This is a genomic window from Amylibacter sp. SFDW26, from assembly GCF_009184395.1.
Taxonomy (GTDB): Bacteria; Pseudomonadota; Alphaproteobacteria; order Rhodobacterales; family Rhodobacteraceae; genus Amylibacter.
In genome coordinates this window covers 1,067,807-1,091,360 of the sequence record NZ_WEIC01000001.1, presented here as the reverse complement: position 1 = coordinate 1,091,360, position 23,554 = coordinate 1,067,807, and the positions used below count along the sequence as shown (strand labels likewise).

Here is a 23,554-nt window from a genome sequence, read left to right as displayed (position 1 = left end):
TCTATGGCGGAAACGCAACGGGTTGATAAATGGTTATGGTATGCGCGGTTTTTCAAATCGCGCAGCCTCGCCACAAAATTTGTGGCAGAGGGTAAACTTCGCGTTAACAGCACCAGAATCAGCAAACCAGCGCATGGTCTTGTTGTGGGAGATATGTTAACTTTTGTGAAAGCGGAACAGGTACGTGTGATTGAGGTTGCAAATCTTGGAACACGGCGCGGTCCCGCCCCAGAAGCCCAACAATTGTACAATGACCAATCACCGCCGCCGCCTAAAAAGGAATATATTCCACCTAACCCGAAATTTGAAGGAAATGGTCGTCCTACAAAGAAAGATAGGCGGCAGACTGACGCTTTTCATGCAAAGCGTCTTGATTGATCTGAATTCGGCCCATATAGGGCTATGTAACAACCGCAAAGACTAGGATTTTGCACATGACATATATCGTCAACGACGCTTGTATCGCTTGTAAATACACAGACTGTGTAGAGGTTTGCCCTGTAGATTGTTTCTATGAGGGTGAAAACATGTTGGTGATCCACCCTGATGAATGCATCGATTGCGGTGTATGTGAACCAGAATGCCCAGCAGATGCGATCCGTCCAGATACAGAACCTGATATGGAAAAATGGGTAGAGTTTAACCGTGAGTATGCGGAAAAATGGCCTGTTATCATTACGAAAAAAGACCAACTGCCAGAAGCAGAAGAGCGTGATGGTGAAGAGGGTAAATTAGAGAAGTACTTCTCTCCTGAGCCTGGTGAAGGCGGTTAGGTCGCGATTCGTGGCATTCAGATTTTTATTTTAACAAGCATATGTAATACACTGTTTTGATTTCATAAATTACTAACGTATACGGTATGGGAAGTTATGCGTTTTTGTGATACAATGTATATCGAAATAGTAGGATACCTATCAGTATATGTTGCTGAAACTATAAAACATTCCCAAAAACACTAACCAATTCGCGCGGTCATTTTATGACGCGTTTTTTTTCGTATCGGGATACGGCAGTAAGGAAGACTAAAATGGCTAAAGCAAAAAAAATCGCAGGGTTCAGCTTGAACGACTATGTTGTGTACCCCTCACATGGTGTTGGCAAAATCGTTGCTGTTGAAGAACAAGAGGTTTTGGAAGTTAAACTGGAGCTTTTCGTTATCGACTTTGAAAAAGACAAAATGACATTGCGCGTGCCAACAGCCAAAGTCGAATCTGTAGGCTTACGCAGCCTGTCGACACCAGAATTGGTGGCAAAAGCAATGACAACGCTAAAAGGCCGCGCACGTGTGAAACGCGCAATGTGGTCACGTCGTGCCCAAGAATACGAAGCCAAGATCAACTCTGGCGATTTATTGTCGATTGCAGAAGTTGTGCGCGATTTACACCGCAATGACGAACAACGCGAGCAATCATATTCAGAACGTCAGTTGTATGAAGCAGCTCTTGAGCGTCTGACGCGGGAAGTGGCTGTTGTGAACAATGTAGACGAAAGCCGCGCCACAGAAGAAATCGGCGAAGTTCTATTATCGCGTGTTGTAGCGGCAGCTTAACGCAGAGATATAAAAAGCATAAACCGCAGTTAGGGCGAACCTGCTGCGGTTTTTTTATGGATATTATGTTGAAGAAACGACCATCAGCGCGGGTGATTGTGCGGGATCCAATTGGATTGGTGTTCCTGTTCAAATTTCAATTCCGTTTACCAAATGGCGACATGAATACTTTTTGGGCCACTCCAGGTGGCGGCGTTGATGATGGTGAAAGCTTTGAAGAAACGGCAAAGCGGGAATTGGGCGAAGAGTTGGGGCTGGATTTGCCGATTGGCCCAGAATTACATCGCCATAATGTAGAATTCATCATGCCTGACGGTGTGCCTGTGGACGCAGAAGAACGGTTTTTCTTGGTGGAAACAGGTGACGAGGTCTTTGATCACAGTCGTTGGACCGATTTAGAAAAGCGTATTTTGGTTGATGCGCGTTGGTGGTCATTAAGTGATCTGAAGATCACAACTGACCGTATTTTTCCTGCAAACCTGATCGATATTATCGAAAATCTAGCTTAAAGCAGTCACCGCTGCCGCTAATGCCGCGAGTTCGGCGCATTGTTGTATCGCGCCTAAAACGTCACCTGTGTAACCGCCAATAGAACGATGTGCGATGATACCCATGATGATGGCGGCAATCATTGCCCAACCAAAGATGAATATCCCTGACCACCCGATCATTATAAAGCAGAATAGTAATGTTGTGATGATTGCTATGATCAAGGATGTTTCAGGCGGTTTCCCGACACTGGATGCCAAACCTGATCCGCGTGCGTTTGGCATGGCATACATGGCCAATACCATTGGCAAACGGCTGGCAGCGCCAACAGCAATCAAAGCAGGGATGAACGAAGTTTCAATCAATGTCCCCATGGTTCCCGCACGTCCCAATAGGAATAGGATCAATGCAATAGCCCCAAATGCACCAATGCGGCTGTCTTTCATGATTTCAAGGCGGCGGTCTTTTTCATAAGCGCCACCAAAGCCATCGGCGCAATCAGCTAACCCGTCTTCGTGTAGGCCGCCTGAAAAGATGACCAGACTTATAAGTGCTACGAGTGCTGCGATATTTGACGGCGCGCCGAACCAATAGAGTAAGCATCCGATAATACCTGCGAGTAATCCCAGTATGGCACCCACCAATGGATAAGCCCATGTCGCATAGGCTGCTCGTTTGCCTGTTAAGTCGTGATCAACGGGCACAGGCAGGCGTGTCAGCAAGCTGATGGCGGCTGGGATATCGGATACCAGCGCGGGCTTTAGGGAGGATGTGTCGGTCATATATAAGAGGCCTTCGCAATTGCTATTTCAGCAATGTGAAAATGCAGCTAAAACTGTTAAAATACAAGATAAATGGACGGATTCTAATGAACGCGACTTTTACGACCTTAGCTGAGTTTCAATCCGTTTTAGAAGTGATGCCAGAAGCTGACGCAAAGGCCTTTGCTGGTGCCCAAGATCGCAATGAACAGCTGACGAAACCTCCTGGAGCTTTGGGGCGTTTGGAGGATTTGGCCATTTGGTATGCCAGTTGGCGTGGGGATGATGTCCCAGTTGGGACAAACCCTCAAGTTGTTGTTTTCGCAGGAAATCACGGCGTTGCAGCACAAGGTGTTTCTGCTTTTCCACCAGAGGTGACGGAGCAAATGGTGTTGAACTTTCAACATGGTGGTGCTGCGATCAATCAATTGTGCAAGACATATGGTGCTAAATTGGATGTGCATGCTTTGGAATTGGATCGCCCAACGGCGGATTTTACTTCTGGGCCAGCAATGAGCGAAGATGAAGTTATTACTGCATTGCAAACAGGTTGGAACGCTGTGGATGCACAGACGGATGTTTTGGTTGCAGGGGAAATGGGCATTGGCAATACGACGTCTGGCGCTGCGATTGCTTGTGCGTTGTTTGGTGGCGATGCCGCCGATTGGGTGGGGCGTGGAACGGGCGTAACCGATGAAGGTTTGGCCCTAAAGGCGCGTGTTGTTGCTCAAGGTATAGCTGCGAACCCCACGGCTGTTGGGAATGGTTTAGAGGCATTGCGGTGTTTAGGCGGTCGCGAGTTGGCCGGAATGGTTGGTGCCATCGCAAGTGCGCGGGCAAAATCTATTCCTGTAATTTTAGACGGCTTTATTTGTTCTGCTGCAGCATCTTGTTTAGCTGCCGCCGTTGATGGTGCACTAGATCACACAGTTGCAGGACATTTATCCGCTGAGGGCGCACATGCTGTGATCTTGGGAAATCTTGGCAAGACACCGTTATTATCCCTAGGCCTGCGTTTGGGCGAAGGATCAGGCGGGGCTTTGGCTTTGGGTGTATTACAAGGGGCTGTTGCCTGCCATTCTGGGATGGCAACCTTTGCCGAAGCAGGTGTTTCTGACACTTAGATCAGCTGGTCAGAATTTCGCTAACTTTAAGCGCACGCGTGGCACTGCCATCGACCTTTAGCTTGCCTGTCATAAACGCCATTGCAGGGTTTTGAGACCCATCAAGAATGGCTTTGAACACGGCTTCTGATGAAATCAATGTCACGTCAACATCTTCATCCCCAACACGCGCACCTGTTGCATCTAACATCAACGTGCCTTCGTCTTTGATGACCAGTTTTGCTGTACCTACAATGGTGTCTTTTACCTTTGGTGTCAGATGTTCGATAAATTCAGCGACGACAGTGTTCATATTATATGGCCTCGTATTTGCGTGTGCTGGTTTTATCAAACAGCAAGCAATCTATAGCAATCAAGACGTTACGGCATTTTGTTATGATGCTTGGTGAAGTCCATTTATTTCCTGTTTGGCAATTCGGGATGTAATGAACAATGCCATGATCCACCCAGTGCTGACTGCGATAGCAATGCCCAACCAAACGCCCCAGACGTCCATGCCGTACACACCGACCAAGAGCCAGACAAAGAAAGCTATACCGAAACCTTGGCGGTATACCGATATCCACAAGGTCCAGACAGGGCGTTTAAGGGCTTGTAGGAATGAATTGATCGAGAACAACATCATATACAGGATGAATAAGAAGCTATCGACGCGCAGATAGCTTTGTCCGACGTCGATAACGGCTTGATTGTCCGTGAAGAACGACATCGCGAATGCGCCGCCGAACCACAGGATTGGGGCGGCGCTGATTGTCATGATGAAACCGAGTTTCCAACAAAACCATAGCGCTTCGCGTACGCGGTCATAGTTTTCTGCACCAAAGTTCTGGGCTGCAATTGGTAAGAGTGCCCCTGTCATGCCGAGAACTGGTAAGAGAAGGATTTGTTCAATCCTAAGGGCGATGCCATATGCAGCAATCGCATGCCCACCAAATCCTTTAAGTGCATATTGTATGACAAAGCCAGAGATAAACATGACCATGAATGCCGTTGTAGTGGGCAGCATCTGTCCGAAAATTTCACGGTATGATTTGATGTTTGGGGACAGTTCAGATGCATTTGCACCTTTGATAACACGCAGGTTCAACACAGCGCGCAGCACGAATATCATCACGCCTGTTTGGGATACAACTGTTGCTAGGGCGATGCCATTAAAGCCTAATCCAGAAATCACCCCCGGGATGCCGTAGATGAATAAAGGGTTTAGAATTATATTGGCAAAGAATGCTGCCATCATCGCGCGTTGCATTGTGACGCTGTTGCCGTGTGCTTGCAAGATTCCGTTGGCTGCATAGGCAAGCAAGAAACCAGGCAGTGAGGCCAAGAGCCAATAGAAGTAACCGTTTGCGGCATCACGATAAGCGCCAGGTTCGGACACGAATGCGATCAGATATGGCCCCGCTACAAAACCCAATACTATAAGGATCAATGTTGCCGCTATGGCGAATGACAACCCTTGCATTGCGGTTTGACGCGCCAGATCATCGTTCTTTTTACCGCGCGCATTGCCGACAAGGGCACTCATCGCGGAGCCTGTGCCAAAACCCACTGCCATCATGATGAAAAATGCTTGGAACCCGATTGCTAAACCTGCTTGGGCATCTGTTGAAAGTTGGCCCGCAAAGTACACATCAACCACATTATAAAGGGTTGAGAATAGCATTCCCATCGCGGCTGGAATCGCTAACGTTCGAAAGTGGCTTGAAATCGGGCCTTCAGTCAGGTCTTGGTCAAGCATATCGGAGTGCTTTTCAGATAATTAATAGGTTCTGATATGGACGTTACGAACAAGTTCTTTGTACCGCAAGCCGTATATTTATGGAGGCGAGTACGAGAATCGAACTCGTGTACACGGATTTGCAATCCGCTGCGTCACCACTCCGCCAACTCGCCGCCGGTAATAGTAAGTGGTTGTAACTATTGGGCGTTTATTAATTGGGGTGATGGTGAGCGTCAATAGGGAAATTCAAGAGTATCACACTGGGTATCAATTTCATATTTTGTTGTTGTTCTGTTCTTTATGCCATTCGTTCTCAAGGCGTGTTCTAGTATGGGTTTGCCAGTATAATTCGCTTCATTCCGAAGAAAGCCATGTATAAAATACGAATACGAGATGTATCATAAAAATGTGTAGAGTTTTCAATCAGCGGTGGTTTTAAATTCACTTAAATCTATTCAGACTCTAGTGCATCGGGAATGTATGCGATCTTCTCATTATGGTCTGCGGTATGTATTTTCTTAATAATATTTGAAACGAGACTTAATGCTATTGTGTTTCGATCGCTATAGCGTGTGGCAAGCTTCTCAGCGACAACGTGTCCAGACATTTCTAATGCTGCAATAATGGTTGATGCTTCCAGTTCAGATAGCTCAAGAGTTATAACATTATCAATTACCTTACCTGTCATGGTTAATCCCTTCATCGATGTTTGGCTCATTATGATATAAAAATTTCTCCACTATTTGACTGCTTAAAATGCATAGGGTGTGAAAAGATTATATCCGTTTAAGTCGAAACTTTCTGGTTTGATTACCCTAATTGATATTGGGCTTAATTGGCTGGTGTAGGGCGGGTGGTTACTCCGCCCTTGCAGGAAAAGTCCGTATCAACGCGCGCTAAACTCAAACCCATATCTAAACGTACGGAGAGTATGGGGTGGTCTGGCTATGTTTTTAATCTGTATCTTTGTAATGGTCGGTAAGATTGACTTCAACAGTTACCGTCTAACGGTTCGGTGATAGAACGTTAGAGAAGACTGCGATGTTATGAAAATCTGCCCATTATACAGCAATAGCTATAGCGAATGCTGAAAGAATAAACAGAAAGAACCAGCCAACTTTTTGCCGAGCCGTTTTGATCTCACCAACAATTTTCTTAGTTAGAATTTTACGTTTTAACTTTAAACGTCGAAGTGATTTAGATTTTACTTTCATTTTCAAGTCCTTCCATGAGCGGGTCTTAGGTTGCATATAGTTATAGCATAGCATTTTTTGGTTGAAATTTCAATTTTGCATTCAGAGACCCGAACGAACGTAGCAAGTTGCGTTTAATGGCGATAACGATAATTGAGTGTTGGGTAGATGAAAGAACCATCTAAAAAGCGGATTAAAAAATCATATATCTAGATGGTTCATGATGATTAGAACATCAGGCTAAATATAGCGGATGATGTGGTTTGCATTAACGCAATAGCTGTGAAAAGTGCGCGCATTTTGATGGATTTGAAACGGCGCCACAACAATATCCAAGCGCTGACCACTAATATCTGTTCTATTGTCGAAATAATACCGCCATGATGATTGCTGTCCCAATAGCTATAGGGGCTGTAAAAAACCCAATCGGTTACGGGCCAGAAGTGTTGACGGGCGTCATCGTGATGTAGTGGAAAGTCGAAAGCCACATGAAGTAATGCAGCGCCAGACAGAGCCATAAGCCATTTTTTGTTCACCCATATGGCAGTGGCAAAGATTATCCCCCATAAGACGAATGAATTGTCTACGGCAAAGGTTTGTTGCCAGAGCGGCGAGAAATATTGCACATCAAAGACATACGTTGGGTTGTTACCAAGGATTAATATGCTGTAACTGGCCATTATGTACAAAGAAAGGTCGGGAAGAAGCCCACCGATCATTGCAGCCGTGGTTATTTTAGGGCTATCTGGTTTTGCAAAGACGCCAGCGGCGAACAAGAGATGGGCAGGGGTGTTCATTACCTTTTCCCACTGGTTTAACAATAACTATAGGACGTAACATGGCAAAGTCCATCATGATCCAAGGCGCAGGATCAAATGTGGGTAAATCGATGGTGGTGGCAGGGATATGCCGCGCAGCTGTAAAGCGCGGCCTAAAGGTGCGTCCGTTTAAGCCGCAGAATATGTCGAACAACGCAGCTGTCACTGCGGATGGCGGTGAAATAGGGCGAGCGCAAGCATTGCAAGCTATGGCATGTGGTGTGCCTGCTATAACGGATATGAACCCTGTCTTGCTGAAACCTGAAACGGATATTGGGGCGCAGGTTATTGTACAGGGAAAACGACTCACCACAGCAAAGGCGCGGGATTATGCGAAATTAAAACCAACCTTAATGACGGCGGTTTTGGAAAGCTTTAACCGCTTAGGTCAAGATGTGGATTTGGTGGTTGTCGAGGGTGCAGGTAGTCCTGCGGAAACGAATTTGCGCAAGGGTGATATTGCAAATATGGGCTTTGCTGAAGCGGCAGATGTGCCGGTGATCTTGGTGGGCGATATTGATAGGGGTGGTGTGATTGCACAGATCGTGGGTACACATGTCATCTTACCGAATACAGATCGTGATCGTATAAAAGCTTTTTCTATCAATAAGTTTCGTGGCGACGTTAGTTTGTTTGATGAGGGGCTCTCTGAGATTGTCGACCGTACTGGTTGGGCTAGTATCGGTGTGTTACCTTGGTTTGCAGATGCATCAAAGTTACCCGCAGAGGATGCGGCAGATATTATGAAGACTGCTAAAGGAACTGGTTTTAAAATTGCGGTTCCACAATTGTCTCGGATTGCTAATTTTGATGATTTAGACCCTTTAGGGTTAGATCCGAATGTTTCTGTTCAAATGATCCCAGCGGGGCAGCCATTGCCATTGGATGCGGATATGGTTTTGATCCCTGGGTCAAAGTCAACGACTGGTGATTTAGCATTCTTTCGTGCGCAAGGTTGGGATATTGATCTTGCAGCGCATGTACGCCGTGGGGGGTATGTGTTGGGGATTTGTGGCGGATATCAAATGCTGGGCGCAAATATTCACGATCCAGAAGGGATTGAAGGAGCAGCGGGCAGCTATAAAGGTCTAGGGTTGCTAGATGTTACGACCACTATGCATCCTGAAAAACGTTTAGCAGAAGTTTCAGGAACATATACGCCAACAGGCGATAAGGTTCGAGGATATGAAATTCATATTGGCAAAACCGATGGGCCAGATTGCAAGCGATCTTGGTTGGATTTTGGTGGTAAATCAGAAGGGGCAGCTTCGCCAAATGGGCGTATAATGGGATGCTATATCCATGGGCTTTTCACAGCGGATACATTTCGCGCAGCTTTTTTAAGGAGCTTGGGTGCGCAAGCGGCTGTATTCAACTACGATGCCCAAGTGGATCAAGTGTTGGATGATTTGGCAGACCATATCGAGACCCATTTAGATCTTAATATGCTTTTTTCATTGGCAAAATAAAATTATGGAATTTCACGCGAAGCTAATGCGTGATGAATTTCCCGGCGTACAAGTTTGCGCACATTGCGCGTTATACGATCACCAAGATCACCTTGTAGTTCTGAACGTACCAATTCGCTGACGATCTCCCTTAACGTTTCTTCATCGATAAAGGCATCACCTTTTGGCTCTGCTTCGGCGGCAGTTTCGAGATCGTCATCTTCTATATCGTCTTCTAACTCAAGTTCTTCTGTGTCGTCCCCTGACGTATACTCGAAGGTATCTTCTTCTATATCGTCTTCTATATCTGCGAGTTCTTCCACAGGTCCTTCTGCTTCAGGAGTTGCAGCCATTTCTGCACGCAATACAAAAGGTTCAGTTTTCTCAGTTTTTGGTGCATCGATTTCTGAAGGCATAGATGTTTCATTCGCCAAGAAAGCATTAACATGTGCTGTACGCGCTTCTTCATCAGCGTCATCGGTCAAAGTGGTTGTTTCTTCTATTACAGTTTCTGCCAGATCAGAGATTTCTTCTGCAACAGGTTCAATATCTTTTTGCGTGTTGTCTTGCCCTTTGGCTATTTCTGCAATGGATGCATTTATAGCTTGTACAAATGTAATAGGGCCATCAGCAGCGGTTTCTTTGACTTCAGGAAGCGGGGTTATCGTATCTTTAGTCGTGACCAGAATATCTTCTTCTGGCACAAAACTTTTCACTTCAGGAGTGATATCTTCTGTAACCTGTAATTCTTCCATAGCTTCATCGATATCTTTTGGAGACGTTAATGGTGGTTCGATGCGTGGTGATGCCAGATTTATGGCTTGCGGTTTATTTCCTTCAACGCGCGGTCCGTCAGCGACCAAACGACGAATGGATGACAATACGTCTTCTATTTCTGCTGACTTTTCTGCTTCAGACATGGGTCCCTCGATATTATTTTTTTTAAAACAGTACCCAAGATTGTAATTTCAAACAACTATGTTGTTAAATTCTAGTCCCTTAAATGTTAATTTAAACGTAATTATGGCGTTGGTGATACAATTGAACGCCATAAAACGGTTAAATAACCCGTAAAATTTAAGCTACTTACCGTTGCGCTTTAATATTTTATCCAAAGTATCTAAGCGTTTTTTACCCAATGGACTTGGCTTTGCTACGGCTGAATAATTCGTATCTGGGTTGTAAGTCTCTATGCCTAGCTGCAAATGATCGACTGTTAGCAAGCCCATCGCAGACAAAACCGTATAAGCATTTACATATTCATCGCGGATTGCTGAGACAAGGTCGGAACGTGCTTCAAGTAGTTCTTGTTCTGCATTCAATGCGTCTAGCGTTGTACGTGCCCCTAATTTTGCCTCTTCACTTGTTCCTTCAAATGCAATCTTTGCTGCGCGTACTTGTTCGCGGCGTGCACGAATGCTGGCTTTTGATGCTTCCCAAGTGGCGTAAGCACTTTGCACTTCTTGTCGTACTTGTACGCCAGCCAGCTGAAGTTCTGATTTTTCTTGATCCAGCTGTGCGAGAGCTTGGCGTTCAGCACTGTTCAAACGTCCACCCTGAAAGATGGGTTGTGAAACGCTTAACCCTAGGATTGCAGACGTATCGCTTGTATCTGTCAGATCAGCATTCGATTGTTGTGCTGAAATGCTGCCGGTGATTGTTGGTCTTTTGTTCCCACGTGCAATATCAACTGATTTTTCAGCGGCTTTCACAAGAAATTGTTGTTGCAAGATTTGTGGGTTTCTAGCAATAGCAATATTTTCCGCATCATTAGCTGATTTAGGAAGTTTTGGGGCAGGCGGCGGTGTGCGTAGATTTTTTGGCGCGGACCCAATTGTAGCAATATAGAAATCTATAGAACGTTTCAGGGCGGCGCGACTTGTTTCTAATGAACTTTGAGATGCAGCAAAACGTGATTCTGCTTGGCTTACATCTGTACGTGTGACTTCGCCAACCTCAAAACGCTCGCGGGCTGCACGAACTTCTTCTGATAGAACTTTTACACTGTTTCGTGCCAATTCAACATTTCTTTGATCACGACGTACATCCATATAGGCTGTTACAGCATTCAAAAGCACAGTTTGTTCGGTATCCACCAATGCTTGACGGCTTGCTTGTACGTTAAACTTTGCTTGGTCGACACCGTTTAAACCCGTTAGACCTGCATAAATTGGAACACTTGTTGTCAGTGCTGCGGTGTCACTAGAGCTTGCTCTATCAGTCGTTTCGTTAAGTGTTCTATTTGTTGAAGCTGTTGCTGAAATGGTTGGGCGCAATGCACCACGAGCCTGGGCAACGCCTTCATCTGTTGCACGTAAGCTATTTTGACCAATACGCAAAGATGGGTTGGTTTGATACGCTTGGATCAATGCATCTGTAAGTGTGGTTGCAAAGCTTGGAGCACCAACACAAAGTGCGATACTTGCTGTTGTAACCTTAAGAGCCTTTAAAAAAGTCATTTGGGCTTATCCTTTGGCGTATATTTTTTCTAATACTTAGAAAGTAAATTCTGGTTTGGTTTCAAATCCATTAAGAAGTGGAGCTGTTGCATTAAATGCTGTGCGCCATGAAATCTTACCATTAGATTTATAACCTATTTTGCATGCCCCTAATGGGCCCTCTTGGAAAATCGCACAAATACGACCACCATCTTTTAACTGTTCTGCCAAGGGTGCAGGAATATTTGTAACAGCACCCTGTAGAATAATCACATCATAAGGACCATTCTTAGCATTGCCTGCTGACAAATCACCTGTTGTCACAAAACCATTGTCAACGGACTGTTCTGTAAGTGTGGCATTTGCTTCTTCTGCCATGGCTGCATCGCTTTCCACTGAAACGACTGCTTCGGCCATTTTGGCAAGCACTGCAGTTGAATAGCCTAGACCACACCCAATATCTAAAACCATTTCTGTTGGTTGAACATACACTGCATCCAGCATTTTGGCAAATGTACGCGCATCTAATAGGACGCGATCAGCACTTAATGCGATGTGTTCACCTGCATAAGCGACAGGACGTTTTGCGAGTGGGAGATAGGCTTCGCGCGGTGTTGAAAGAAGCGCGTCAATGATTGGATATTTGGTAACGTCAGAAGGGCGGACTTGGCAGTCGACCATTGCGATACGTGCTGTTTTATAATCAGACATGTTTAAACTTTGTCCCATGGTATCTGTATTTCGAATTGTTGTGCCATAGTTATACGGGTTGAGCAACCAAGCTGGATTAAAGAATCAGTGGATTTACGCGTTTTTTTGCACAGGAACCGACACAGTCATCTCTGGCGTGTGTTCAAGGACAGATGGGTGGATATATTCTGATGGACAGTTTCCGATACTGCGAGGCTTTCTGAATAAGAAAAACTTTGCGATGCCACGTTTGTTGCCTTGTTGTGGTGCATTTGGGTCTTGGGGAAAACGGTCTTTCCAGTCATCGGGCAGTTTAATACCGCATTTTTGAGCGCGTTCTAACATCCATACAAGCGGAATGTTGGACAATGGCCGCGCTTTGGGAAACTTCCAGATATGACCACCGACATCGGAATGTGCACCGCGAAACCAAACCTGTTCCAAATGCCCAGGCCAATTGGGATTTGTATGCCAAATCACAGGGCTATAAGCCGTGCGTGTTTCATTGATGGCAAGCGCTTGAAACCCGTTTTTGACATGGTCAGCGATGCTGTCATTGTGAAATTCCGTTGCCATTGGTGCCAAATGGCTGAGTAGGGGGTATTCGATCCCTAATGCTTTGACCGTATCCCAGACGCCGATCATTTCAATATCGATGTCCCTATGGCAATTCGCATCAAAAAACGCCTTCATAACAGTTTCAGTATCTTCGCATTCATACAGACGGAAAGCTTGCCGCACATTGCGTTCAATCGCGCGGTCTTTGCGCAGCAAACCAATCGCATCGATCATCCCAGCCAAAGATCGGACGGCATAAGCACCGCGGCTGTACCCAAACAGATATATTTTATCGCCTTTTTCAAAATTGCTGCTGAGATGCGCATAGGCATCACGGATCGTTTGGTTGATCCCCAAACCACTTGCCAAGGTCACCCATTTCCACAGACCGCGACCTTGAACGCCTGGATGATACCAAAGTGTTTCTTCTTTGCGATCATTGGTTTCTTCTAGCAGTTTGTAAAGCAACCCTGCATTGGTTTCATGGCCCTCTATAAGGCGGCTTTGGGTGCCGTCGATAATTACGATATGATTTCTGGGTTTACCTGTGTTCATGTCGCGAAGCTTTACACAGAAAATAGGAAAAACAACACTGCAATGTTGTTTTCACGCAAACGCTATCCGATGTTAGAAATGTTACAGCTTAGGGTGCTGTGTTAGAGATCATAATTTCCTTGAAATTACCGTAACCATTGAATTGGGTTGTGATGGATTTCACATAGGCACCCATATTTTCAAAAAGGATATAATCCCCTTCGGCGATTGTGCTTGGTAATGGGAGGGGTTCTGGCAATTGATCCAATGAATCACACGTTGGGCCAAAAACTGTGTATTTGGCTTTTGCCCCTGTCTTGGGAGTGCCATCAGATGCAATCGTTTGATAACGATCGACAGGACCGATATCGCGGAATTCTGTTAAGCCAGCATAAACACCGTCATTTAAGAAAATAGTTTTTTTATCCAGTGCTTTAACGCGTGTTGCTAAACTATATCCGTCTGCAGAAAGACTACGCCCTGGTTCGCATACTAGCTTTGGAATACTATTGTCAAAGTGGTTTGCAACAGCAGTTCCTATTGTCTCAAAGAATGCCATTAAATCAGGTTTGTTCTTAGCCCTAAAACTTGGAAAGCCGCCCCCGACATTCAACCGTTCTAACACGCAGCCAGCTTTTTTAGCGATGTCAGCACAAGTCTTGATGTATAATTCCCAAGCTTTTGGATCAGTACATTGCGTACCCGGATGAAAGGTCATTGATGTGCGGTAATTGCTATTTTTCAACCGTTCTAAAAGAGCGATGCAATCACCAGGCTTTGCACCAAATTTCGATCCGAAATCATATGCAGCACCTTCTAAATCCAATTTTAAGCGTACTGATATTTCTGCGCCTGCTGGTACATACTTTAACAGCTTGTCCAATTCAGCTATGCGATCCACAGAATAACAACGGATGTTCTTTGATACGGCATGTTTGATTTCTGCGATAGATCGGACTGGGTTGTGATAATGTAATGTGGCGTTTGGAGCGATGTTACGGATCAAGTCTATTTCTACAGGGGAAGCGACATCAAAACTTGTGATACCACAGGAAATAAGTGTTTTGATGACATTTGGATCTGGGTTTGCCTTGACTGCATATGTGACAAGCCCAGGGAAGTGATCATGAAATATCTTAGCTGTTCCAGTCAGCTTATTCGGATTGAAAAACAAGACAGGAATGTCAGGCTGACATTGCTTTAGATACCCACGCCGTGTTTGCCAAATGGCTTCTTGAAAACTCATGCTCGTCTCCGTTTTCTTATAGTCTGCGGCAGGAACCTGTAAAAAACAGTCGGCAATATGGGCAATTTGTGATTAATATGAATCATTATGACGAAATAATGGGCGTATTATATGGATGATATAGATAAGAAATTGATCGCAGCTTTGGCTGTGAATGCCCGAACACCTGTTTCTACTTTGGCTGGAACGCTTGGCTTGGCACGTACAACGGTGCAGGCACGTTTGGATCGTTTGGAAAGTTCTGGAACGATTGCAGGTTATACTGTGCGCTTAACTGACGCTGCTATTGCAGGACGGATAAGGGCGACGGTTCTGGTACAAGCAGACACAGGCAAGCAGGCCAGTATCATTGGGCGCCTAAAAACAATGGTTAATGTAGAAGAGGCGCACACAGCATCGGGACGGTTTGATCTTGTATTGCAAATTGCAGCAAGCACGACAGCAGAGTTGGATGATGTTTTGGATCAAATAGGGGCTTTGGATGGGGTAAATTCTTCTGAAAGCTTAATCCGCCTTACCACAAAGATTGACCGCGCTTTGTAAGCGGATGTAGCATTCTAATCAGCGATAGGAGGTATCATGGATCAGGTTAAATTCACCCAAATGAAAGATGGGGATCGTGAAGATTATGATTTCTTAACCAAACATGAGATTGAACATACCAAAGGTACAGCCGACAGATTGTTAAAAGCACTTGTTGAATTGGACGAAGGCTTATCTGGCTATCAAATCACACGATTGGGTCATTCTTTGCAATCTGCTACCCGTGCTTGGCGCGATGGGGCAGATATTGACTGGGTGGTTTCAGCACTACTACACGACATTGGCGATATCTTTGCGCCATATAATCATGATGAATACGCTGCAACGATCCTGAAACCTTTTGTACGTGAACAATGTCGTTGGGTCGTGGAAAAGCATGGCGACTTTCAGCTGGTGTATTACGGCGAACATGTGGGCGCAGATCCTGAAAAACGCAAAGCCTATGCTGGGCATGAGTTTTTTGATGATTGCGCACAGTTTTGCGAGCGTTGGGATCAATCCAGCTTTGATCCTGACTATGACACATATGATATTTCATTCTTTAGAAATATGGTGCGCGAAGTCTTTGCGCGTGAGCCTTATGATCCTGCTGTCATTAGCGCCAAACCACAGCCATTAATGCATGCTGAAACAGCCGCTGAACGCGCCTAATTTCAACAAAGCTGTATTACTGCGCTGACAGGGCTTCCCCTTATGGAAAACCCCATGTAGAAAGCCATGCAAACACAAAGTTTCAAGGCAAAAACCAATGGCGATGGAAAAGAATTTTGATGCAGCCGCATCCGAGGCTGCACTCTACGAAAAATGGGAAACATCTGGCGCGTTTAAAGCGGGCGCAAATGCAAAAGACGGTGCAGATGCATTCTGTATCATGATCCCACCGCCAAATGTGACAGGCGTTCTGCACATGGGTCATGCCTTTAACAACACTTTGCAAGATATTTTGGTGCGCTGGCACCGTATGCGTGGGTTCGACACGCTGTGGCAACCTGGCCAAGACCATGCGGGGATCGCCACCCAAATGGTTGTGGAACGCCAGTTGGCAGAGGAGGGCATCAAACGCACTGACTTGGGGCGCGATAAATTCCTTGAAAAAGTCTGGGCTTGGAAAGAGCAATCAGGTGGCACGATTGTTGAACAATTGAAACGCCTTGGTGCGTCTTGTGACTGGGATCGCAATGCGTTCACAATGGCGGGTGCCCATGGTGACACGCGCACAGGCCACGAAAACAGCCCGAACTTTCACGATGCGGTTCTGAAGGTCTTCGTGAAAATGTACAACGAGGGCAAGATTTACAAAGGCAAGCGCCTTGTGAATTGGGACCCGAAGTTTGAAACCGCGATTTCTGACCTTGAGGTGGAGAATATCGAGGTTGATGGTCATATGTGGCACTTCAAATACCCATTGGCGGATGGTGCGACCTATACCTACGTTGAAAAAGACGAAGATGGCAATGTGGTGCTGGAAGAGGAACGTGATTACATTTCTATCGCCACAACACGCCCTGAAACCATGCTGGGTGACGGTGCTGTTGCGGTTTATGTCAGTGACGAACGGTATGCGCCGTTGGTTGGCAAGCTTTGTGAAATTCCTGTGGGGCCAAAAGAGCACCGCCGTTTGATCCCGATTATTACGGATGAATACCCTGACCCTGATTTTGGCTCGGGTGCTGTGAAAATCACAGGCGCGCATGATTTTAACGACTATCAAGTGGCGAAACGTGGTGGCATCCCGATGTATTCTTTGATGGATACACAGGGCAATATGCGTGCTGACGGTAAACCATACGCAGAAGAAGCAGCTGTGGCGCAAGCGATTGCCAATGGCGATCAAGAGTTTGACGAGGCGATGATTGCCGCGATGAACCTTGTGCCCGATGAATACCGTGGCTTGGATCGGTTCGAAGCGCGTAAACGCGTTGTGGCGGATATCACTGCCGAAGGTTTGGCTGTGATGACGAAGGACGAAGAGGGTGCTGAAATCCCGTACGTCGAGAATAAAAAGATCATGCAGCCGTTTGGGGATCGTTCCAAAGTGGTGATCGAGCCGATGTTGACCGATCAATGGTTCGTGGACACAGCCCAAATCGTGCAACCCGCGATTGATGCGGTGCGCGATGGCACGGTTAAGATTTTACCAGAAGGCGATAAAAAGGTGTATTTCCACTGGTTGGAAAACATCGAGCCTTGGTGTATTTCGCGCCAACTATGGTGGGGCCATCAGGTTCCTGTTTGGTATGGTCCTGATATTGAAACTGATTGTGACCTGCCAAAACCCGCAGATGAATCAAGTGCATATAAACGTCCAGTAGATCGGGCATTTTGTGCTGCTACTGAAGATGAAGCTTATGCTCAAGCCGCTAAATATTACGAAGAAAAGCTTGGGCGAGAAATAAAAGTTAGAAGTGAATATACGGAGGGTGCAATTAGAGGTTGGGGACATGATGCAGATGGTAAATTGGAAGAAATTTGTCTTTACCGCGACCCCGACGTCCTAGACACATGGTTCTCGTCTGGTCTTTGGCCATTCGGCACGCTTGGCTGGCCTGAAAATACGCCTGAGCTAGAGCGCTATTACACATCCGACAATGTTGATCGTGTATTGATCACTGGGTTCGATATCATCTTCTTCTGGGTCGCTCGTATGATGATGATGGGTATTGAAACCATGGATAAAGTGCCGTTCGAAACGGTTTACGTGCATCCATTGGTGCGTGATGAGAAGGGCAAAAAGATGTCTAAATCCACGGGCAATGTTTTGGACCCATTGGATTTGATCGATAAATACGGCACTGATGCTGTGCGCTTTACGCTGACGGCGATGGCGGCGATGGGGCGTGATTTGAAATTGTCTGAGGATCGCATTACAGGCTACCGTAACTTTGGGACGAAGCTTTGGAATGCAGCGCGTTTTGCAGAGTTTAATGAAGCAACACCTGTTGCGGATTTCGATCCTGCATCAGCCACGCAGACCTTGAACAAATGGATCATTGGTGAAACAGCACTTGTTCGCGAGGCGGTGGATGCATCGCTAGAACAATACCGTTTCAATGATGCCGCAAACGCGCTGTATGCATTCGTTTGGGGTAAGGTGTGTGACTGGTATGTAGAGCTGTCAAAACCATTGTTCCAAGGTGAAGATGAAGCGGTGAAGGCGGAAACCAAGGCAACGCTGTCATGGGTTTTGGATCAATGTATCATCCTGCTGCACCCAATCATGCCGTATATCACCGAACAATTGTGGGGTGATATTGCTGATCGTGCAAATATGTTGGTGCATGAAGATTGGCCAACATATACATCCGCTGATTTGTTGGATGCGGATGCATCACGTGAAATGAACTGGGTGGTTGGTTTGATCGAACAAATCCGTTCTGTGCGCGCAGAAATGCGGGTGAATGCAGGTGCGAAAATCCCGATGGTTCAATTGGAATTGGATGATTTGGGTAAAGCTGCATTGGAACGTAACCTGCCAATGATCATGCGTTTGGCGCGGATTGAGGAATTGACCGAAGCATCCGAAGCACCAAAAGGTTCGGTTACGATGGCTGTTGAGGGTGGCACATTCTGTCTGCCGTTGGCAGATATCATCGATGTGGATGCTGAAAAGGCGCGTTTGACCAAGCTGATTGAAAAGCTGGAAAAAGAGCTGAATGGTATCAAAGGCAAATTGTCGAACGAGAAATTCGTGAACAATGCGCCAGAAGCTGTGGTTGCCGAAAATCGTGCCCGTATTGAAACGGGTGGCGAAGAGTTGAAAATCCTACAAGAGGCTTTTGAGCGCGTGGCAGCACTCGGTTAGACCAAAGCCGTTTAAGCAGATTGAAAAACACCCTGATGCGAGGCAGATAGCATCAGGGTGCTAAAGCTTAAGCCGCCGCAGGCAACAACGTTCCGCTTTTGAAATCTACACGTAATGTCAGGATTGGATGCCCGTCCTCTTGAGGCGCGGATTTCGCTAGACCGTAGTCGCGAAGATCAATCACAGTTGGGTTTTGCATCATGGCTAATGTTTTTGCACGATAGTCTGAAAATTTAATCGGTTTCATCTCAGTATCCTTTCATTGGCAGATGATAGATATGTGGATAACTTTGTGGATAAACTCAACCCACAGGTTCGTGTAACACACGTGTGTGAACATTATGTGATTAGCGAACGACCCGATCTATAGCCCGCATTGCACCAATTGCTTTGTCATAATAGACCGTCAAAATTCGCCGCGCAGGCGGTGATTTTGCAATATTTGGTAGGAATTTCACAGCTCCTGCAGCGGATGCTGTCGCCAAAAGGCCTCTGCGCGTAATTTTATTACTTAACGGTTTTTGCGGTTTTATAGACATTTACTGTATTACCTCTTCAATGTGCGCATATCAGGTATGTTTAATTAACAATAATACAAGATGTAGATGTTACAGTTTTCGAATGTCGAAGGCGACCATTTCACTCCTAAAAGCGAATCATATGTTTGATTTCTGCTGGTTTGATCGGTCAATAATCTTGCGAATACTGTGGATAGTAGCTGGTCAAGATTGCGAAATGACTGAGCTTGCGGCTTCTAGAGCACCAGTACCATGGGGAATGTCCAAGGCTTTTAAAGCACTATCAATGCTTCCCAATGTTCCCATAACCATTGGAATATTGAGATGCCCCATATGGCCTATACGGAAATAATCATGCCATTCTAACGACCCGTGTTCAGCCATGCCAAGACCTATGCCTAGGGTGACACCAGCCGTTTTTTCGCACCATTCGCGAATTCTGGTAGCATTCCCATTTGTCGTTTTAATGCAAGTTACAGCACATGATCTATCTTTTTGATCAGGTACATTTGCTTTTATATCGCCACCATCTGATCCCCAATTGTCTACGGCAGCCCAAATAGCCTTAGCGAGCCGCGCATGTCGGGCCCAAGCGTTTTCAACACCTTCTTCATGTACAAGTATATCTAAAGCCTCGCGCAAGCCATAAAGATGATGTGTCGGTGCCGTACCGCCAAATTTTTGGTAAAACACGTCTGCATTCATGCGCGGGATAAAATCCCAATAGCTTGTCACAAGGTCTGCTGTCTTACGGGCTTCTAATGCGCGATCATTGGCATAGACAAACGATAGACCTGGCGGTGTCATCAATCCCTTTTGGCAACCTGCAACCATCAAATCGACGCCCCAATCGTCCATCATAAATTTTTCACACCCTAGGCTGGCAATGCAATCCACATAAAACAGTGCTGGGTGTCCGCTGGCATCAATAGCTGCGCGTAATGCAGGAATGTCATTTTGAACGGATGATGCGGTATCTGTCTGCGCGACTAAAATGGCCTTGTATTTATGTGCAGTGTCGTTTTGCAAAGCTTCTTGTAATTTTGCTGGATTAGCAGGGGAGGACGGGCCGAAATCTATGACTGTTGGTTCGATGCCAATTTTTTGACCCCATTCGCCCCAGCCAATAGCAAAGCGGCCAGTTGCCAAAACCAAAACCTTATCACCTCTTGAAAATGTATTGGTCATCGCTGCTTCCCATGCGCCGTGGCCATTGGCAATATATATGGCGACTTGTCCTTTCGTTTGAGCAACAGTTTTTAAATCAGGATAAAGTGTGGCCGTTAAATCAACCAACTCACCTGCGTAAATATTTGGTGATGGTCTGTGCATTGCATTTAGAACGCGCTCTGGGATCACAGATGGGCCAGGAATTGACATAAGTCTGCGACCATAACCTAATGACATTTATAAAATCCTTTTGGTGATTTAAAATTGGTAGGATAAAGTATAATTAGCGTCAATCAAACACTTCGTTGGACACCGCTGTTTTCAGTGATAAACAGAGGAACAGAATTGGCAAAAGGTGTCGGTCGGGGATGACGAAAAAAGAACCAAGGAAACTATCTGCAAGAGAAGCCTATGGGCGCTTGTGGCATGGTTGGGTCAAACAGCACTGGGGTGCGTTGATCGTTTCTGCTTGCCTGATGGTGGTTATTGCTTTGGCAACAGCGGGTTACGCCAAGTTTATGGAGTATTCTATTGCTGGCTTGGAAGCCAAAGATGTGAATGTTGTCTATTGGGCGCCATTGGGGATTATTTTCCTGACAACGACGCGTGGTCTTTGTCATTATCTGAATGTTGTTTTGCAAAATAGAATTTTGAGCCGTGTTCAGGCGGATATGCAACGTCAGATGTATGACACACTTGTGGATATGGATTTGGCGGAATTGCTTGCAGAAGCACCCGCAGCAATTTCCGCACGTTTTTCAGCGGATATCGAATTGATCCGTGGGGCGACCGTGGCTGTCTTTGGCTCTGTACGTGATGTGCTGACATTGGTGGCAACTGTAGTTGTGATGTTGTCAATTGATTGGGCTATGACATTGGCATTAATAGCGATATTTGCTTTGGTTTTTTTGCCTGTAGGTTTGGCTGGATCTCGTATTCGTAAAACATCTAAGGAAATCCAAGAAGAGATCGGACAGATGACAAAATCTGTCAATGAAGGTTTGTCTGGTATTCGTATGGTGCGGACATATCAGTTGGAAGACAAGCTTAAGAAGACGTCGAACAAAAGTTTTGAGCGCCTATATGGGCTGCGTGTTGCAATTGTGAAGTGGCAAGCTGCTTTGTCACCGATTGTTGAAGTATTGGCTGGTGTTGCTGTTGGTTTGACGTTGTTTTTGGTTGCGTTGCGTATCCAAGATGGCGCGATTGATATTGCTGGGATGATCGGTTTGATCACAGCTCTTGGTGTATTGACCAACCCTGGCCGTAAGTTGACGCAGGCGTTTGCCGTGGGTGCTCAGGGTATTTCAGCTTTAGAGCGTGTTTATAGCTTCTTTGATATGAACAACACAGTGACCGATGGGCCAAACGAAGTTACAGGTGGGCGTGTGCGTGGGGAAATCACATTTGATAATGTGAATTTTATGTATCCAGATGGATATAAAGCCCTCAGCAATATCAATCTAAAGATTGATGCAGGTAAAACTTATGCTTTCGTTGGGCGCTCTGGTGCAGGTAAAACCACGGTTTTCAATCTGTTGCCACGTTTGTTTGATACATCTGGAGGCAAGATATTATTAGATGGCGCTGATATTAAATCACTGACACTGCAATCCTTGCGGGATCAGATATCATTGGTTAGCCAAGACAGCATCCTGCTAACAGGCTCAGTTGTTGATAACATCGGTTTTGGCCGTGAAGGTGCTGATCGTGATGCCTGTATGGCTGCTGCGAAAGCCGCCGCAGCGCATGGATTTATATCCAAGCTTACGGATGGGTATGACACGATGATCGAACCCTCAAAATCCACATTCTCTGGTGGTGAACGTCAACGTTTATCTATTGCGCGCGCGATTGTACGTGATGCACCTATTTTATTGTTAGATGAACCAACGTCTGCATTGGATGCAGAATCAGAAGCATCTATCCGTGAGGCTTTGGACGCTTTATCCAAAGGGCGCACGACATTGGTCATCGCGCACCGTTTGTCTACAATCTTAGATGCAGATCAGATTGTGGTTATGGATGCAGGTGAGATTGTGGCGCAAGGCACGCATGATGAATTGCTAGAAGAGGGTGGGTTGTATTCTGACCTCTTTAACTTGCAGTTTGATATGAGCGCATCAGAAGATGGTCCGCGCCGTAAACGTGTGGGTGTTCGCAAACCAGCAGTATCCGCTGTGGAACGTGTGTTCCGTATGCTTGGTTTTTAACGGCGGTACCGTTCTGCAAGCTTTTCTGGCGAGACACCAATAAAGTAACGAGCAAGCGTGCCTAGGTTTTTTGCGGCACGTTTATACCACCCGTCTTTTATATAACGGTTTGATCCCGTGGTGGCAGTTACGTCTAAAGACATCAGTTTTCCGCGCAATTTTCGAACCAAGGCAACATCTTCCATCAAAGGGATTTCGGGGTAACCATCCGATGTTTTATATAGGTGTTTTGATATAAGAAGTGTTTGGTCGCCATAAGGCAGGCCAAATAAACGGGAGCGTAAGTTGGCACATCCTGCAATAAACCGTGCTGGAAAGGTGTTTGCATCAAACTTTAGTTTGCAATAGGCGGCTTTGGTTTCAGTGTTAATATGATTGCCCATAGCACTGACCCAATTGTCGGATAAAACTGTATCGGCATGGATGAACAATATCCACTTGCCCTTTGCGGCTTGTGCGCCTGCGGATAATTGTGAACCGCGTCCTTTGGGGGCTTTTATAAGTTTTGCGCCAACTTCTTTTGCTACATCTTCAATTCCATCGTCTGATCCACCATCTGCAAAGATAACTTCGCATAATAAGGATTGCCCCATACCTTCATATAGACAGGCCAACGTCGGCCCGATGGATTTGGCAGTATTGAGTGTTGGGATCACAACAGAGATAGGTGCGGGCATTTTGATGTCTTAATGGATTGTCTCGCCCTTTATTAAAGCATAAGCAAAAGGAAAGCGACTATG

General features: G+C 45.8%; 25 protein-coding genes and 1 tRNA gene. 10 read left to right on the top strand and 16 right to left on the bottom strand.

All coding sequences use genetic code 11. The features are described 5' to 3' along the window. Window positions 1-3 precede the first annotated feature (3 nt). From F9L33_RS05495 to F9L33_RS05480, 4 genes are all read left to right on the top strand, one after another. Window positions 4-378: an RNA-binding S4 domain-containing protein gene (locus F9L33_RS05495; RefSeq protein ID WP_152141707.1), complete on the top strand. Its 375-nt coding sequence runs from the start codon at window positions 4-6 to the stop codon at window positions 376-378. A 56-nt stretch (window positions 379-434) separates the two neighbouring features. After that, window positions 435-773 (top strand): ferredoxin FdxA, encoded by a 339-nt coding sequence (gene fdxA / locus F9L33_RS05490; RefSeq protein ID WP_152141706.1) that lies wholly within the window; start codon window positions 435-437, stop codon window positions 771-773. 254 nt (window positions 774-1,027) lie between these two features. Further along, entirely contained in the window at window positions 1,028-1,549 is a 522-nt protein-coding gene (locus F9L33_RS05485; RefSeq protein WP_152141705.1) for a CarD family transcriptional regulator, read from the top strand. A gap of 56 nt (window positions 1,550-1,605) precedes the next feature. Next, window positions 1,606-2,058, top strand: a complete 453-nt coding sequence (locus tag F9L33_RS05480) for an NUDIX hydrolase (protein WP_152141704.1) — start codon at window positions 1,606-1,608, stop codon at window positions 2,056-2,058. Here the strand turns inward: F9L33_RS05480 and cobS are convergent. Next, on the bottom strand, window positions 2,050-2,820 hold the full coding sequence (cobS, locus tag F9L33_RS05475; protein ID WP_152141703.1) for an adenosylcobinamide-GDP ribazoletransferase: 771 nt from the start codon (window positions 2,818-2,820) through the stop codon (window positions 2,050-2,052). The two genes, F9L33_RS05480 and cobS, sit on opposite strands and share 9 nt — an antisense overlap. An 86-nt stretch (window positions 2,821-2,906) precedes the next feature. Between cobS and cobT the strand changes: the two genes are divergently transcribed. Next, on the top strand, window positions 2,907-3,923 hold the full coding sequence (cobT, locus tag F9L33_RS05470; RefSeq protein ID WP_152141702.1) for a nicotinate-nucleotide--dimethylbenzimidazole phosphoribosyltransferase: 1,017 nt from the start codon (window positions 2,907-2,909) through the stop codon (window positions 3,921-3,923). 1 nt (window position 3,924) lies between these two features. Here cobT and F9L33_RS05465 read toward each other — a convergent pair whose 3' ends face one another. The 6 genes from F9L33_RS05465 to F9L33_RS05445 form a co-directional block, all read right to left on the bottom strand. Then, complete coding sequence (locus tag F9L33_RS05465; RefSeq protein WP_152141701.1) at window positions 3,925-4,215, bottom strand: SCP2 sterol-binding domain-containing protein; 291 nt, start codon at window positions 4,213-4,215, stop codon at window positions 3,925-3,927. A gap of 81 nt (window positions 4,216-4,296) precedes the next feature. Continuing rightward, window positions 4,297-5,661: an MATE family efflux transporter gene (locus F9L33_RS05460; protein ID WP_152141700.1), complete on the bottom strand. Its 1,365-nt coding sequence runs from the start codon at window positions 5,659-5,661 to the stop codon at window positions 4,297-4,299. A gap of 81 nt (window positions 5,662-5,742) precedes the next feature. After that, window positions 5,743-5,816 (bottom strand) — tRNA-Cys (locus F9L33_RS05455). A gap of 278 nt (window positions 5,817-6,094) precedes the next feature. Beyond that, window positions 6,095-6,331, bottom strand: a complete 237-nt coding sequence (locus tag F9L33_RS05450; protein WP_152141699.1) for a hypothetical protein — start codon at window positions 6,329-6,331, stop codon at window positions 6,095-6,097. 373 nt (window positions 6,332-6,704) lie between these two features. After that, the gene (locus tag F9L33_RS15735) at window positions 6,705-6,857 is read right to left on the bottom strand and encodes a hypothetical protein (RefSeq protein ID WP_193221975.1); all 153 of its coding nucleotides are present in this window, start codon (window positions 6,855-6,857) and stop codon (window positions 6,705-6,707) included. Window positions 6,858-7,063: 206 nt separating this feature from the next. Next, window positions 7,064-7,633, bottom strand: a complete 570-nt coding sequence (locus F9L33_RS05445) for a cobalamin biosynthesis protein CobQ (RefSeq protein ID WP_152141698.1) — start codon at window positions 7,631-7,633, stop codon at window positions 7,064-7,066. A gap of 41 nt (window positions 7,634-7,674) precedes the next feature. Between F9L33_RS05445 and F9L33_RS05440 the strand changes: the two genes are divergently transcribed. Beyond that, complete coding sequence (locus F9L33_RS05440) at window positions 7,675-9,123, top strand: cobyric acid synthase (protein ID WP_152141697.1); 1,449 nt, start codon at window positions 7,675-7,677, stop codon at window positions 9,121-9,123. Window positions 9,124-9,125: 2 nt separating this feature from the next. On the opposite strand, the gene F9L33_RS05435 is transcribed toward F9L33_RS05440, so the two are convergent. The 5 genes from F9L33_RS05435 to F9L33_RS05415 all read right to left on the bottom strand — a co-directional run bounded on the left by F9L33_RS05435 (window position 9,126) and on the right by F9L33_RS05415 (window position 14,568). Further along, window positions 9,126-10,022, bottom strand: coding sequence for a hypothetical protein (locus F9L33_RS05435; RefSeq protein ID WP_152141696.1), 897 nt, complete (start codon window positions 10,020-10,022; stop codon window positions 9,126-9,128). A 162-nt stretch (window positions 10,023-10,184) separates the two neighbouring features. Further along, entirely contained in the window at window positions 10,185-11,561 is a 1,377-nt protein-coding gene (locus tag F9L33_RS05430; RefSeq protein ID WP_152141695.1) for a TolC family outer membrane protein, read from the bottom strand. A 36-nt stretch (window positions 11,562-11,597) separates the two neighbouring features. After that, window positions 11,598-12,251, bottom strand: a complete 654-nt coding sequence (locus F9L33_RS05425; protein ID WP_152141694.1) for a protein-L-isoaspartate O-methyltransferase — start codon at window positions 12,249-12,251, stop codon at window positions 11,598-11,600. 93 nt (window positions 12,252-12,344) lie between these two features. Then, window positions 12,345-13,343 carry a DUF2235 domain-containing protein gene (locus tag F9L33_RS05420; RefSeq protein ID WP_152141693.1) on the bottom strand — a complete coding sequence of 333 codons (999 nt, stop codon included), beginning with the start codon at window positions 13,341-13,343 and terminating at the stop codon, window positions 12,345-12,347. An 88-nt stretch (window positions 13,344-13,431) separates the two neighbouring features. Continuing rightward, window positions 13,432-14,568 carry a type III PLP-dependent enzyme gene (locus F9L33_RS05415; protein ID WP_152141692.1) on the bottom strand — a complete coding sequence of 379 codons (1,137 nt, stop codon included), beginning with the start codon at window positions 14,566-14,568 and terminating at the stop codon, window positions 13,432-13,434. A 111-nt stretch (window positions 14,569-14,679) separates the two neighbouring features. On the opposite strand from F9L33_RS05415, the gene F9L33_RS05410 reads away from it, so the two are divergent. From F9L33_RS05410 to F9L33_RS05400, 3 genes are all read left to right on the top strand, one after another. Continuing rightward, the gene (locus F9L33_RS05410) at window positions 14,680-15,111 is read left to right on the top strand and encodes an Lrp/AsnC family transcriptional regulator (protein WP_152141691.1); all 432 of its coding nucleotides are present in this window, start codon (window positions 14,680-14,682) and stop codon (window positions 15,109-15,111) included. Between the two features lie 36 nt (window positions 15,112-15,147). Then, on the top strand, window positions 15,148-15,762 hold the full coding sequence (locus F9L33_RS05405; protein WP_193221974.1) for an HD domain-containing protein: 615 nt from the start codon (window positions 15,148-15,150) through the stop codon (window positions 15,760-15,762). Window positions 15,763-15,859: 97 nt separating this feature from the next. After that, complete coding sequence (locus F9L33_RS05400) at window positions 15,860-18,913, top strand: valine--tRNA ligase (RefSeq protein WP_152141689.1); 3,054 nt, start codon at window positions 15,860-15,862, stop codon at window positions 18,911-18,913. Window positions 18,914-18,980: 67 nt separating this feature from the next. Here F9L33_RS05400 and F9L33_RS05395 read toward each other — a convergent pair whose 3' ends face one another. The 3 genes from F9L33_RS05395 to F9L33_RS05385 form a co-directional block, all read right to left on the bottom strand. After that, complete coding sequence (locus F9L33_RS05395) at window positions 18,981-19,160, bottom strand: hypothetical protein (protein WP_152141688.1); 180 nt, start codon at window positions 19,158-19,160, stop codon at window positions 18,981-18,983. Window positions 19,161-19,260: 100 nt separating this feature from the next. Continuing rightward, window positions 19,261-19,452, bottom strand: coding sequence for a Tat pathway signal protein (locus F9L33_RS05390; protein ID WP_152141687.1), 192 nt, complete (start codon window positions 19,450-19,452; stop codon window positions 19,261-19,263). Between the two features lie 183 nt (window positions 19,453-19,635). Continuing rightward, window positions 19,636-20,838 carry an alanine--glyoxylate aminotransferase family protein gene (locus F9L33_RS05385; RefSeq protein ID WP_152141686.1) on the bottom strand — a complete coding sequence of 401 codons (1,203 nt, stop codon included), beginning with the start codon at window positions 20,836-20,838 and terminating at the stop codon, window positions 19,636-19,638. Window positions 20,839-20,969: 131 nt separating this feature from the next. On the opposite strand from F9L33_RS05385, the gene F9L33_RS05380 reads away from it, so the two are divergent. Beyond that, window positions 20,970-22,814 carry an ABC transporter ATP-binding protein gene (locus F9L33_RS05380; RefSeq protein ID WP_152141685.1) on the top strand — a complete coding sequence of 615 codons (1,845 nt, stop codon included), beginning with the start codon at window positions 20,970-20,972 and terminating at the stop codon, window positions 22,812-22,814. On the opposite strand, the gene F9L33_RS05375 is transcribed toward F9L33_RS05380, so the two are convergent. Then, the gene (locus F9L33_RS05375; protein WP_152141684.1) at window positions 22,811-23,491 is read right to left on the bottom strand and encodes a TIGR04283 family arsenosugar biosynthesis glycosyltransferase; all 681 of its coding nucleotides are present in this window, start codon (window positions 23,489-23,491) and stop codon (window positions 22,811-22,813) included. The two genes, F9L33_RS05380 and F9L33_RS05375, sit on opposite strands and share 4 nt — an antisense overlap. Between the last annotated feature and the right edge of the window lie 63 nt (window positions 23,492-23,554).

Bases quoted from the DNA above. Each gene is read 5' to 3' on its own strand.
- F9L33_RS05430 (WP_152141695.1), bottom strand. From the start codon at position 11,561: ATGACTTTTTTAAAGGCTCTTAAGGTTACAACAGCAAGTATCGCACTT.
- F9L33_RS05495 (WP_152141707.1), top strand. From the start codon at position 4: ATGGCGGAAACGCAACGGGTTGATAAATGGTTATGGTATGCGCGGTTT.
- F9L33_RS05440 (WP_152141697.1), top strand. From the start codon at position 7,675: ATGGCAAAGTCCATCATGATCCAAGGCGCAGGATCAAATGTGGGTAAA.
- F9L33_RS15735 (WP_193221975.1), bottom strand. From the start codon at position 6,857: ATGAAAGTAAAATCTAAATCACTTCGACGTTTAAAGTTAAAACGTAAA.
- F9L33_RS05420 (WP_152141693.1), bottom strand. From the start codon at position 13,343: ATGAACACAGGTAAACCCAGAAATCATATCGTAATTATCGACGGCACC.
- F9L33_RS05425 (WP_152141694.1), bottom strand. From the start codon at position 12,251: ATGTCTGATTATAAAACAGCACGTATCGCAATGGTCGACTGCCAAGTC.
- F9L33_RS05390 (WP_152141687.1), bottom strand. From the start codon at position 19,452: ATGTCTATAAAACCGCAAAAACCGTTAAGTAATAAAATTACGCGCAGA.
- F9L33_RS05485 (WP_152141705.1), top strand. From the start codon at position 1,028: ATGGCTAAAGCAAAAAAAATCGCAGGGTTCAGCTTGAACGACTATGTT.
- F9L33_RS05400 (WP_152141689.1), top strand. From the start codon at position 15,860: ATGGCGATGGAAAAGAATTTTGATGCAGCCGCATCCGAGGCTGCACTC.
- F9L33_RS05385 (WP_152141686.1), bottom strand. From the start codon at position 20,838: ATGTCATTAGGTTATGGTCGCAGACTTATGTCAATTCCTGGCCCATCT.
- F9L33_RS05450 (WP_152141699.1), bottom strand. From the start codon at position 6,331: ATGACAGGTAAGGTAATTGATAATGTTATAACTCTTGAGCTATCTGAA.
- F9L33_RS05480 (WP_152141704.1), top strand. From the start codon at position 1,606: ATGGATATTATGTTGAAGAAACGACCATCAGCGCGGGTGATTGTGCGG.
- F9L33_RS05460 (WP_152141700.1), bottom strand. From the start codon at position 5,661: ATGCTTGACCAAGACCTGACTGAAGGCCCGATTTCAAGCCACTTTCGA.
- fdxA (WP_152141706.1), top strand. From the start codon at position 435: ATGACATATATCGTCAACGACGCTTGTATCGCTTGTAAATACACAGAC.
- cobT (WP_152141702.1), top strand. From the start codon at position 2,907: ATGAACGCGACTTTTACGACCTTAGCTGAGTTTCAATCCGTTTTAGAA.
- F9L33_RS05395 (WP_152141688.1), bottom strand. From the start codon at position 19,160: ATGAAACCGATTAAATTTTCAGACTATCGTGCAAAAACATTAGCCATG.
- F9L33_RS05375 (WP_152141684.1), bottom strand. From the start codon at position 23,491: ATGCCCGCACCTATCTCTGTTGTGATCCCAACACTCAATACTGCCAAA.
- F9L33_RS05380 (WP_152141685.1), top strand. From the start codon at position 20,970: ATGACGAAAAAAGAACCAAGGAAACTATCTGCAAGAGAAGCCTATGGG.
- F9L33_RS05435 (WP_152141696.1), bottom strand. From the start codon at position 10,022: ATGTCTGAAGCAGAAAAGTCAGCAGAAATAGAAGACGTATTGTCATCC.
- F9L33_RS05410 (WP_152141691.1), top strand. From the start codon at position 14,680: ATGGATGATATAGATAAGAAATTGATCGCAGCTTTGGCTGTGAATGCC.
- cobS (WP_152141703.1), bottom strand. From the start codon at position 2,820: ATGACCGACACATCCTCCCTAAAGCCCGCGCTGGTATCCGATATCCCA.
- F9L33_RS05415 (WP_152141692.1), bottom strand. From the start codon at position 14,568: ATGAGTTTTCAAGAAGCCATTTGGCAAACACGGCGTGGGTATCTAAAG.
- F9L33_RS05405 (WP_193221974.1), top strand. From the start codon at position 15,148: ATGGATCAGGTTAAATTCACCCAAATGAAAGATGGGGATCGTGAAGAT.
- F9L33_RS05445 (WP_152141698.1), bottom strand. From the start codon at position 7,633: ATGAACACCCCTGCCCATCTCTTGTTCGCCGCTGGCGTCTTTGCAAAA.
- F9L33_RS05465 (WP_152141701.1), bottom strand. From the start codon at position 4,215: ATGAACACTGTCGTCGCTGAATTTATCGAACATCTGACACCAAAGGTA.